General features: G+C 34.6%; 11 protein-coding genes. All 11 read left to right on the top strand.

Features of this window, described 5'->3' with window-relative positions; all coding sequences use genetic code 11:
* Position 1 precedes the first annotated feature (1 nt).
* Positions 2-661 carry a tRNA (guanosine(46)-N7)-methyltransferase TrmB gene (gene trmB / locus F5ESL0225_RS05500; protein ID WP_122021987.1) on the top strand — a complete coding sequence of 220 codons (660 nt, stop codon included), beginning with the start codon at positions 2-4 and terminating at the stop codon, positions 659-661.
* 33 nt (positions 662-694) lie between these two features.
* A complete protein-coding gene (locus tag F5ESL0225_RS05495) occupies positions 695-1015 on the top strand; it encodes a thioredoxin family protein (protein WP_090092903.1) in 321 nt (106 codons plus the stop codon).
* 19 nt (positions 1016-1034) lie between these two features.
* Positions 1035-1682 (top strand): YtpR family tRNA-binding protein, encoded by a 648-nt coding sequence (ytpR, locus tag F5ESL0225_RS05490; protein ID WP_122024826.1) that lies wholly within the window; start codon positions 1035-1037, stop codon positions 1680-1682.
* Positions 1683-1826: 144 nt separating this feature from the next.
* The gene (murC, locus tag F5ESL0225_RS05485) at positions 1827-3137 is read left to right on the top strand and encodes a UDP-N-acetylmuramate--L-alanine ligase (protein WP_122048038.1); all 1311 of its coding nucleotides are present in this window, start codon (positions 1827-1829) and stop codon (positions 3135-3137) included.
* 224 nt (positions 3138-3361) lie between these two features.
* Positions 3362-6034 (top strand): DNA polymerase I, encoded by a 2673-nt coding sequence (gene polA, locus F5ESL0225_RS05480; RefSeq protein WP_122048037.1) that lies wholly within the window; start codon positions 3362-3364, stop codon positions 6032-6034.
* Positions 6035-6046: 12 nt separating this feature from the next.
* A complete protein-coding gene (gene mutM, locus F5ESL0225_RS05475) occupies positions 6047-6877 on the top strand; it encodes a bifunctional DNA-formamidopyrimidine glycosylase/DNA-(apurinic or apyrimidinic site) lyase (protein ID WP_122048036.1) in 831 nt (276 codons plus the stop codon).
* Complete coding sequence (coaE, locus tag F5ESL0225_RS05470; protein ID WP_122048035.1) at positions 6874-7491, top strand: dephospho-CoA kinase; 618 nt, start codon at positions 6874-6876, stop codon at positions 7489-7491. Before mutM ends, coaE begins: the two co-directional genes overlap by 4 nt.
* Complete coding sequence (nrdR, locus tag F5ESL0225_RS05465; protein WP_090092894.1) at positions 7478-7945, top strand: transcriptional regulator NrdR; 468 nt, start codon at positions 7478-7480, stop codon at positions 7943-7945. The genes coaE and nrdR overlap by 14 nt, the downstream gene beginning before the upstream one ends.
* Before the next feature lie 2 nt (positions 7946-7947).
* Entirely contained in the window at positions 7948-9306 is a 1359-nt protein-coding gene (locus tag F5ESL0225_RS05460) for a DnaD domain protein (RefSeq protein WP_122048034.1), read from the top strand.
* A 7-nt stretch (positions 9307-9313) separates the two neighbouring features.
* Entirely contained in the window at positions 9314-10213 is a 900-nt protein-coding gene (gene dnaI, locus F5ESL0225_RS05455) for a primosomal protein DnaI (protein WP_122021980.1), read from the top strand.
* Positions 10214-10520: 307 nt separating this feature from the next.
* On the top strand, positions 10521-12455 hold the full coding sequence (thrS, locus tag F5ESL0225_RS05450; RefSeq protein ID WP_122048033.1) for a threonine--tRNA ligase: 1935 nt from the start codon (positions 10521-10523) through the stop codon (positions 12453-12455).
* Positions 12456-12461 lie beyond the last annotated feature (6 nt).

The raw sequence follows: 12461 nt of genomic DNA, 5'->3' as shown, positions 1-12461 counted from the left end.
AATGAGGTTACGTAACAAGCCGTGGGCCGTTAGTTTAGTTAATCAACATCCAGAGAGTGTTTTAGATCGACCGGATCCACAAAATACAATAAATTGGGCTGATCGTTTTGCTAACGATACTAAACCACTTGAAATTGAAATTGGTTCAGGGAAGGGGCAGTTTATTACGACCTTGGCTGAACAACACCCTGAAAAAAATTTTGTGGCAGTTGAGTTACAAATTTCAGCGGCGGGAATGATTTTACGTTCGAAGCTAGCAAAAAATTTAAATAATTTGCAAATTTTATGTGCTGATGCAGCTAATATCGATTGTTATTTTGCACCTGACAGCGCTGATGTATTATATTTGAATTTTAGTGATCCTTGGCCAAAAAGCCGCCATGAAAAGCGGCGTCTGACCTATAAATCATTTTTACAGAAATATCAAAAAATAATTACACCGCATGGTCACCTTGAATTTAAAACGGATAATGCTGGATTATTTGCGTATTCTGTACAAAGTATGAATAATTATGGTATGAACTTTGATTTTGTTTCAGTTGATTTGCATAATGAGGTTCACGAAATTATTGCAAACAATATTGAAACTGAATATGAACATAAATTTGCGGCCAAGGGTAATCCAATTTATGCTCTGCACGCTAATTTTGGGGTAAAATAATTAAGTACTTTATGAAGACGTGAGGTTTTAAAGATGGAACAAATTAAAGCATTTGACAAAGATAAATTAACTGAAATAACAAAAAGTGGACGAGTAATTCTGGAATTTTCTGCCGATTGGTGTCCTGATTGCCGTTTTTTGGATCAATTTTTACCAGCAATTGAAAAAGATTTTGCTGATAGCAAATTTTATCAGATTGACCGCGATGGAGCTGTTGACCTGGCTAAAGAAATGGATATTATGGGAATTCCATCTTTTGTTGTCTACCAAGATGGTCAAGAAATTGGTAGACTAGTTAATAAGGATCGTAAAACCAAAGAAGAAGTTGAAAATTTTTTGCGGTCATTGGACTAATGAAAGAGGATTTTGCTAAATGATTACTAGTATTAATAAGCGTAGTTATCCCAAGACTTTAATTGTGATTTTGGGTCAAGACCATGGTAAAAGTGAATATAACGAAAAGAACGATGTTACCCAGATTATTGATGAACAAGGCAATGTGATTGGTTATAACTTTTTTAATGTTGATCAATTAATTGATTATAATAGTTTATCTGATGGACAAGTTAAGCTTTCTGAAACTGATTTGGTGGCTTTAAATCAAAAATTAGCAGAAGTTGGTTTTACTGATCAGCTTGCCTATGGTAAACCGACTTTAGTCTATGGCTATGTGAAGACATGTGAAAAGCATCCCGATTCTGATCATTTACATGTTACAACTGTTGATGTAGGCGATAATGAAGAATATCAAATTGTTTGTGGAGCTCCTAATATTGCTCAAGGACAAAAGGTTGTGGTAGCTCTTCCTGGTACCTTAATGCCTAATGGGCAACAAATTTGGCCTGGGGCATTGCGGCATGTTGATTCATATGGAATGATATGCTCAGCACGCGAGCTAGGACTTGCTCATGCTCCCCAAAAACGAGGAATACTAGTTGTACCTGATGATTTTCCAGTAGGTGCAGCATTTGATCCTGCTGAATGTGATGAATTATTAGCAAGCGGAAAGATTGGTTTGTAATTAGCAAATAGTATAAAAATAAGTCTAAAAGTTAGTTAACTTTTGAGGCTTTTTTAATGCTGAAATATTAGTCTGTGCTGCTTTTTTGATAAAAATAATGGTAGAATGATAACCAGTGTTAAATGAAATTTTGGAGCTTAAAATATGTTAGATAAGAATAAACAAATTTGGTTTATTGGAATTAAAGGTACAGGAATGGCTTCGTTAGCTTTATTGCTTAATGATTTAGGCTATAACGTTGCGGGAAGTGATATCGAAAAATACACTTTTACGCAAACTCCTTTAGCAGAAGCTGGTATCAAAGTCACTAAATTTGCGGCCAATAATATTAAAGATACCGGTCAAGTAATCGTTAAAGGAAATGCTTTTAAAGACGACAATATTGAAGTAAGTACTTGTCAAGAGAAAAATCTATCTTGGCAAAGTTATCCTGATACAGTTGAAGAAATCATTAAATTACATACCAGTATTGGCGTCTCTGGTACTCACGGTAAAACATCGACTACTGGCTTGCTGGCTCAAGTTTTAAAAACGGCAGCGCCTACCTCTTATTTGATTGGTGACGGTGAAGGAAAAGGAGTTAAAGACTCACGCTTTTTTGCTTATGAGGCTGATGAATATCGCCGGCATTTTTTGGCTTATCATCCTGATTATCAAATAATGACCAATATTGATTTTGATCATCCTGATTATTTTAAAGATCAAGCGGATTATACTGCTGCCTTTCAAACAGCAGCTGATCAAACGCAAAAGGGGTTATTTGTTTGGGGAGCAGATGAGCGTTTACAAAAATTACATACTAATGCCCATAAATATACATACGGTTTTAATAGAAATGATGATTTTCAAGCAGTAGATATTAGGCGGTCTACTGCTGGGTCCAGTTTTAGTGTTATGCACCATGGAGAAAAAATTGGTCAATTTTCTATTCATTTGTATGGTGATCATAACATTCTAAATGCAACAGCAGTAATTGCTGTTGCATATACAGAGAATATTCCATTAGCAGCGATTCAAAAAGGTTTATTAACATATAAGGGAGCAAAACGGCGTTTTTCTGAAAAAGATTTAGGTGGATTTAGTATAATTGATGACTATGCCCACCATCCAACGGAAATGCGGGCAACCATTCAAGCTACTCGGCAAAAGTTTCCTGATAAGAATTTAGTTGTTGTTTTTCAACCGCATACCTTCACAAGAACAAAAAAATACGCTAATGAATTTATTGATATTTTGTGTGGCGTTGATAAAGCATATATAACGCCAATTTATGCTTCAGCTAGAGAAAGTGGTGGAGCAATTTCCAGTGAGGACTTGGTGGCAAAGATTCCTAATGCTGAAGTGATTAATCTTGATAACATTGCTGATTTAACCAAAATTAAGGATTGTGTAATTGTCTTTATGGGAGCTGGCGATATTCAAAAGTATGAAGCTGCTTTTGAAAAATTGCTCTAACTTAGAAGTGTTTGATTAATTATAGTAAAGATTGATAAATTAGTTTAATTAAATGAGCAAGTAATTATATTATTTGCTTTTTTATTTTGAAGTTTTAGATTTTCAAATTGACTGCCTATTATTTTGGTTTGGTCATTTTTTTCTTGGAAAGGATTGCATTCTGCAAGAAGTAAAAAAAACTGTTAGAATAAAAGAAACTATAGCTTTACTTGTGAGGAGATTCAATGGCTAATCAAAAATTACTTTTAATTGATGGTAATTCGATTGCATTTCGGGCGTTTTATGCCCTGTACCGTCAACTTGAAAATTTTAAAAACGCAGATGGTTTACATACTAATGCCATTTATACTTTTAAAAATATGCTCGATGTTTTACTTAGTGATGTTCAGCCTGACCATATTTTGGTTGCGTTTGATGCTGGTAAAACCACTTTTAGAACTGCCATGTATAGTGATTATAAAGGTGGCAGGCAAAAAACCCCGCCTGAACTGTCTGAGCAATTACCATATATTCATGAACTATTACATGATTTGGGGATTGCTACGTATGAATTAACTGATTATGAAGCAGATGATATAATTGGTACTTTTTCAAAAATTGGTGAAAAAAACAATTTTGAAGTAACCATAGTAACTGGGGATAAGGATTTAACACAATTAGCATCAGATAAAGTAACAGTAATGGTGACTAAATCAGGTGTACTGAACCTGGAAGCATATACGCCAGAACATATGAAAGAGGTTAATGGAGTGACACCTACTGAGTTTATTGATATGAAAGCTCTAATGGGAGATAATTCAGATAATTATCCTGGTGTGACTAAGGTTGGACCTAAGACTGCTGCACAGCTTATTCAAGAATATGGTTCAATTGAAAGCTTATATGAACATGTTGATGAATTAAAAAAGTCAAAATTAAAAGAAAATTTAATAAAGGATAAGGATAAGGCCTTTTTGGCTAAGAAGCTTGCTACAATCAATTGCAGTACACCGGTGACGATTGGTCTTGCTGATTTGAAAAAGAGAAGTGTTGATTATGATGCATTACGTCATTTTTATGAAAAAATGAATTTTCGTAAATTTCTAAATGATTTAGAACCGTCGCCTAAATTATTGGAGCCAAATGACAGTGCTTATCAAGCATCTAATGTTGAATTTACTGAATTAACCGATAAAAACCTCGCCTTAAAGGTCAAGGAAGCTGAGACGATTAGCTTTTATTTAGGAATGCTGGGGGCAAATTATCATTCAGCTACTTTTGTTGGTTTTGCTTTTGCGATTGATAAGCAAGTTTATCTTAGTCGCGATGTAAATCTTTTAAAGAATAACGAACTAAAAAGTATCCTAGAGAATGAAAAAATCAAAAAAAATGTTTTTGATTTAAAAAGAACAATGGTTGGTTTAAGACGTTTAGGTATTCAAGTTCAAGGAATCGAATACGATATGCTCTTAGCTTCATATCTGATTAATAATGAAAATAATTCTGATGATATGGCGGAAATTTGCAACATGTATGGTGATAATTCAGTAAAACATGATCATGAGGTATACGGTAAGGGTAAAAGTCAACAAATACCTGCTGATGATCAGTTGCTGTATAATCATCTTGCTACCAAAGTTGAAGCTATTGCTAGCTTAAAAGAATCGCTCTTGAGTAAACTTAAAGACCATGAACAAGATGACTTATATGCAAGTATTGAACTGCCTGTAGCTCGAGTATTAGCAATTATGGAGATTAACGGGATTAAAGTTCAAGCCCATACTTTAACTGATTTGCAGCAAGAGTTTGCCGTTGAACTCAAAAATTTAGAAAGAAAAATATATGAAGAGGCCGGCGAAGAGTTTAATATTAATTCACCGAAGCAATTAGGTCATATTTTATTTGAAAAGTTGGGGTTGCCTGCTATTAAAAAAACAAAAACCGGTTATTCAACTTCAGTTGATGTTTTAACACAATTGCAAGATCAAAGTCCCATTATTGCTGATATTTTAACTTATCGGCAAACTGCCAAAATTCAGTCAACCTATGTTAATGGGTTACTTGATGTAATTAAGCAAGATGGACGAGTTCATACTCGCTATCTACAGACTTTAACAGCAACTGGGCGTTTATCCTCTGTTGATCCGAATTTACAAAATATTCCTACTCGGACACAGGAAGGTAAGCAGATTAGAAAAGCCTTTGTACCAAGTGATCCAGCTGGTTACATTTTTTCTTGCGATTATTCTCAAATAGAATTACGGATTTTAGCTCAAGTTTCTGGTGATGAGCAAATGCAAGAAGCTTTTAGAACTGGCTATGATATTCATGCGCATACTGCTATGAAAATTTTCAAATTGAAATCTTCAGCAGAAGTAACCCCATTAATGAGGCGCAGAGCCAAAGCAGTTAATTTTGGTATTGTTTATGGCATTTCAGATTATGGGCTATCCAAAAATTTGAATATCAGTCGTAAGCAAGCTCAAGAATTTATCGATAATTACTTTGAACAATACCCCCAAATTAAAGAATACATGGATAAAGCGGTTCAAATAGCTCGTGAAAAGGGTTATGCTGAAACTATTATGCATCGCCGGCGTTATTTACCAGATATTCACGCTAAAAACTTTAATATTCGATCATTTGCTGAACGTACTGCAATTAATTCGCCAATTCAAGGATCTGCAGCAGATATTATTAAAATTGCGATGATTAATATGCAACGCAAGTTAGATGAACTTCATTTAAAAACAAAAATGGTTGTTCAAGTTCATGATGAATTGATTTTTGATGTTCCTAAAGATGAGTTAGCAACTATCAAAGAGATTGTTCCTGCAGTGATGCAATCAGCAGTACATTTAGATATTCCATTGGTTGCTGATTCAGGCTATGGTCATGATTGGTTTGATGCAAAGTAAGGAGATAGATCAATGCCAGAAATGCCAGAAGTAGAAACAGTTCGCCGAACTCTTCTTCCTTTGGTTAAAGGAAAAACGATTCAAGCAGTTACGGTGTGGTATCCCAAAATTATTGCTAGTGATTCTGAGCAATTTATTCAGCAATTAGTAGGTAAGAAAATCGAAACGATAGATCGTTATGCAAAATATTTACTAATTCGTTTAAGTGGTCAATTAACTATTGTTTCTCATTTGCGGATGGAAGGTAAATATCGTTTAGTAGAGGTTAATACACCTAAAGATAAGCACGATCATGTTCAAATAGCTTTTACAGACAAAACAGCATTACGTTATAATGATGTCCGTAAATTTGGACGCATGCAATTGGTTAAGACTGGTACAGAAAAGGAAGTAACCGGTATTAGTAAATTGGGCTGCGAACCTAATTCATCTGAATTCACTACACAGTACTTGATAAATGCACTTAGTCGCAAAAAAAAGAATATAAAAAATGCACTGCTTGACCAAACAATTGTTGCTGGACTTGGTAATATTTACGTTGATGAGGTATTGTGGCAGACAAAAATTCACCCACTAAGTTTAGCCAATCAAATTCCGCAGTTTCAAGGACATCAATTGCACGACAATATTAATGAACTAATTGACTTGGCCATAAAAAAGCACGGCACAACCATACATACTTATCTTGATGCAAACGGTGATACGGGCGATTTTCAAAAATTACTGAAGGTATATGGACATAAAGGTGAGCCTTGCCCACGCTGTGGGGTTTTATTAGAAAAAATCAAGGTATCAGGACGTGGTACTACATTTTGTCCCGATTGTCAGGTGATTTATAAGTGACTATCGTGATAGGCTTAACTGGTGGAATTGCTAGCGGGAAGAGTACGGCAGATGCATTCTTTCATAAAAAGAAGATACCAGTTATTGATAGTGACAGAATCGCTCATGAGCTTTTAAATATAGATCATGCAGGCTATAAAGTTGTAGTGACAGAATTTGGATGTAATATTTTAAATTCAGATAAATCAATTAATCGTGCAAAACTTGGGCAAATAGTTTTTAGTGATAAGCAGCAATTGGAAAAGCTGAATGCTATTACACATCCATTGATTTTAAAAGAAATTCAGGCTAAAATTACTCGATATAAAAAGCTAGGTGAGCTGATTGTTGTTCTTGATGCACCACTACTTTTTGAATCTAAAGCTCGAAATTTATGTGATTGTAGTATTTTAATTGCTTTACCAGAAAGTGAACAAATCAAGCGTTTAATGGTACGAGACAATTTAACTGAAAAAGATGCGATAGCTCGAATTAATAGCCAGATGTCGTTAGCCCAAAAAGCAAAGTTGGCTGATTATGTAATTTTAAATACCAGTACAATAAAAGTTTTAGAAACTAAATTAGATAAATTGATTAGTAAAATAATTAAGGAGTCAGAGTATGGAATGTCCTAATTGTCGACAAAATGCATCTCGTGTCATTGATTCACGACCTAGTGATGAAAATAGATCAATAAGACGGCGAAGAGAATGTGAAAATTGTGGTTTTCGGTTTACTACTTTTGAACGAATTGAGACAACACCTTTATTAGTAATTAAAAATGATGGTACACGGGAACCATTTAACCGCAAAAAAATACTTCATGGTGTAATGGCTGCTGGACAAAAACGGCCCATTACTAGTTCTCAATTTGAACAATTAGTTGATCATGTAGAAAATAAAATTAGACAACAAGGAATTAGTGAGATTTCATCTAAAAAAATTGGAAAATTGGTTATGGATGAATTAGCTGAATTAGATGATGTTGCCTATATTCGGTTTGCATCAATTTATCGTGAATTTAAGGATATGTCTAGTTTTATGAAGACAATGGAAGATATGATGGCCAAAAGAGAGAAGGGTAATTAGTCATGTTTATGACGCCCAATCCTAAACAGCCTTTTTTAATTATTAATCGGGTAGAAATTTCTATAACTGCACTGCGTATTCTAGTTAAGTTATATCAACCATTAATTGGCTCGTTAGCGCTAGCTTTATATTTAAGCTTAAATGAGGATTACCGTCCACAAATGATTCTGTCAGATGCACATGGACTGTATAGTTTACAAGAACAACTAGACTGCGACCTCAAAAGCTTGTTTATCGCATTACATAAGTTGGAAGCTGTCGGATTAGTTCAAACAAAATTACTCGATAATAAAATTATGGGTCAAGTTTTAACTTTTCGTTTGGCAGAAGTACCCAGTAGTAGTGAATTTTTTGCCACAACACTATTAGCTAGTTTATTAAAAGAAAAAGTTGGTGTTACAGTTTTTCAAAAGCTAAGTAGTGATTTTGCACATGAGAATAAGCAAAATAAAAATACTGTGACCGGATTGGCTAATGCGCAAGATATATCCGCTTCATTTATGGATGTTTTTAGTTTGCCAAAAGCAGAGGCAATCGATCCTTCACCAGAAGTCAAACAAGCAGTGCGTGAAAACCAGGTTGGTCAAAATCAACAAGCAAGTATCAATCAACAAGACAGTATTGATTGGGATTTTATGAAACAGCAATTTGAAATATATCAAATCCCAAATAGTGAAATTGATAAAAATCGTGAAGCAATTCGTGGTCTAATGCGGACATATGGTCTAGCCGAACAAGAATTTGTTGATGAAACTTTATCTTGTTTGCACGGTGAATATCAATTGAACATGCCATTAATTAAGCGAACGATTGCAAACACCATTCATGGTACAGATACGCAGCAACAGAATCAAAAACGGACGCTGCAAGCAAATTCAACTTTTAATGATAAGCAATTTAGTAAAAAAGAACAGGAAATTTTGCAATTAGCACATGAAAAAACTCCGGCGCAATTTATCTATTACTTAAAAAATGAGAGTCATGATTTTGTTGATGCAAGTGAATATCAATTACTTGATAATTTATATAACCAGAAAGGCATTTCAGCAGACTTGCTTAATATATTAACGTATGTTTGTCTGCAAAGTAGCCCTAAGCTTTCTTATAATTTAACTAATACGATTTTACATGATTGGCTGCAACATGGGGTACATTCAGGAGAACAAGCCTTAGAATATATTGCTAAAAGAAAACAGACTAAGCAAAAGAATAAAGTTAATCATTATCGTAACTATAGTAAAAAATCAATAGAAAAAGGTACCGATTGGAGTAAACGTCAGGCAAAGAATGAAACTGATGTTTCAGCAGATGATTTAAAGAACTTCTTTAAGAATTTTGAAAGTGAAAATGGTATGAAGTAGGTAAAAAATGCGTACAATAAATCAGCTAATAATTAAAAACAATTCAAAACTAACTAAGAAAAATAATTTTGACGAGATTCGCAAGCAAATTTTAGCTGATCCTAAAATTCAAAAATTTATTAATGTTTACCGAGATAAAATAACGGATGAAATGATTAATGCGAGCCTCTCTAGTTTATACGAATTTTATATCTCGCAGCATCATAAAGATCCAGTAATTGTTGGCTATCGTCCAGAATTGATGTTAAGTAGCAATGCCATCACACTTAAATATGTTCCTGAAGAAAGCAAATTAGCTCAAGATAGAGATCATAGTATCAAAAAGCATGTTCGTTTAATTAATTTACCACTAAATTTGCATAACGTACGTTTAAGTCAAGTGGAAGTGACTGCAGGACGCAGAACAGCTATTGCTAAAATTCAAGAATTTTTGAGTCTATATAAAACAAATGTTTATCAAAAGGGTTTGTATTTATCAGGCGATTTTGGCGTAGGCAAGACTTATTTACTAGCTGGTCTTGCTAATTCGATAGCAGCGATGAATAAACAGGTTATTTTTTTGCATTTACCAACTTTTATTGCTAACTTAGCGAGTCATTTTGGCGACAACAGTTTAACAAATGAAGTCCAGCGCATAGCTCACTGTGACTTATTGATTTTAGATGATGTTGGTGCTGAAACATTAAGTCAATGGTCAAGAGATGAAGTTTTGGGCATAATTCTTCAGGCACGAATGGACAATGAACTGCCGACCTTTTTCTCTTCTAATTTTGCAATGGCAGATTTAGAAGAACATTTTAAGGAAACCAAAAATGCAATTGACCCAGTAAAAGCAGCGCGACTGATGGAGCGTGTAAAGACACTCGCAACTGAAATAATTGTATCCGGACCCAATCGGCGTAGTTAATTTAATAAATATTGGTGGATTTTTTTGCTTTTTAAAAAATTATTGCAATTAAATGTTAAATATGTATAATTGTATTAAATGAATGAACATGATGTTGCTCGTATCAGAGAGAAAGACGGTATTCTGGAAGTTTTTTATTAGAGTCGACACCCCACTTATTCATTGTTAAAGAGTAAATAATTGGGTGAATTCCACTATCGATTCAGAAAGAGTGGGCTAGACAGAACTAGCCTAAATTGGGTGGAACCACGCTAAATACGTCCCAGTGCATAATGCACTGGGACTTTTTTTATTATTTGGAGGAAATATGAGCTTTTCAATTATTTTACCAGATGGATCAAAACGAGCTTTTGAACAAACAGTCACTATTAATGAATTAGCACACAGCATTTCAACTTCTCTTGGCAAAGCAGCACTTGCTGGTAGAGTTAACGGACAACTTCATCCAGTAGAATATGAATTAAATCAAGATGCTGAGGTTGCGATTGTTACTGATCGGGATGAAGAAGGTTTAAATATTTTAAGAGCTAGTGCAGCTTTTATTTTTGAAGCAGCAGCGAAGAAAGCTTATCCAGAGTTACGCTTAGGTGAACATGGGACTGAGACAGATGGGTTCTTTGTTGATACTGACAAAGAAAACCAAATCAAGATTAGTGAATTACCTGAACTTGAAAAAGCAGTTAAGCATTTAATTAAGGCTGGTGAAAAAATTGAAGCAGTGACAATGTCACGGGCAGAACTTCAAGAAATTTTCAGAGATAATGCTTTTAAACTTGATTTACTGCAAGCTGAAGCAAGCGATGAAATTACAGCATATAGGTTAGGTGACTTTATTGATTTTGGCTTTGATATTTTGGTATCAAATACTGGTAAAATTAAGCAATTTAAATTATTGTCAGTTGCGGGTGCTTATTGGCAGGGGCAGTCATCTAATCCAATGCTACAAAGAATTTCTGGAACGGCTTTCTTCAAAAAGGCTGATCTTGAGGCTGATTTAAAGCGACGTGAAGAAATTAAAGAACGTGATCACCGTACAATTGGGCGTGATATTGATTTATTCTTTGTTGATCCTAAAGTTGGTGCAGGATTACCATACTGGATGCCAAAAGGAGCAACTATTAGGCGCGTAGTTGAGCGTTATATTATTGATCGTGAAGTTGCTGATGGTTATCAACATGTATATACTCCCGTTCTTTTAAATGTAGATGCGTATAAGACCTCAGGTCATTGGGCACATTATCGTGATGATATGTTTCCTCCAATGGACATGGGCGATGGTGAAATGCTTGAAATTCGCCCAATGAATTGTCCGTCACACATTCAAATTTATAAGCATCATATCCGTTCATATCGTGAATTGCCTATTAGAATTGCTGAATTGGGAATGATGCACAGATATGAAAAATCTGGTGCTTTGTCAGGTTTGCAACGAGTACGTGAGATGACTTTAAATGATGGTCATACTTTTGTTACGCTTGACCAAGTACAAGCAGAATTTTCTAAGATTTTGAAATTAATTATGGACGTTTATAAGGACTTTGATATTACTGATTACTATTTCAGACTGTCATATCGTGATCCGAAGAATACAGAAAAGTATTTTGCTAATGATGAAATGTGGGAAAGAAGTCAATCAATGCTTAAAAAAGCGATGGATGACATGGGACTTGACTATGTTGAAGCAGAAGGTGAAGCTGCTTTTTATGGTCCGAAGTTAGACATTCAAACTAAAACAGCTCTGGGTGCTGACGAAACAATGTCAACAATTCAACTCGACTTTATGTTACCAGAAAGATTTAATTTGACTTATATTGGGCAAGATGGGGAAGAGCATCGCCCAGTGATGATGCACCGCGGAATTGTAGGCACAATGGAACGCTTTATTGCTTATTTAATTGAAATTTATAAAGGTGCCTTTCCAACGTGGCTTGCTCCAGTTCAAGTTGAAGTAATTCCTGTTAATCTTGATGCGCATTCTGATTATGCTAAAAAGGTTCGTGATGAATTAAATAAGCGTGGTTTTAGAGCAGAAGCAGATTTACGTAATGAAAAATTAGGTTATAAAATTCGTGAATCGCAGACACAAAAAGTTCCTTATACCTTAGTTTTAGGTGACAATGAAATGAAAGCAAATGGTGTTAATGTTCGGCGCTATGGAACGGAGGAAGAAGTAGCCAAAGGTTTAGACCAATTTATTCAAGAAATTGATCAAGATGTTAAATCTTATTCACGCAAAAAATAAGTAATT

This window comes from Lactobacillus sp. ESL0225, assembly GCF_003692905.1.
GTDB lineage: Bacteria > Bacillota > Bacilli > Lactobacillales > Lactobacillaceae > Lactobacillus > Lactobacillus bombicola.
The sequence above is the reverse complement of the archived record's forward strand: the minus strand, read 5'-3'. Positions and strand labels throughout refer to the sequence as shown.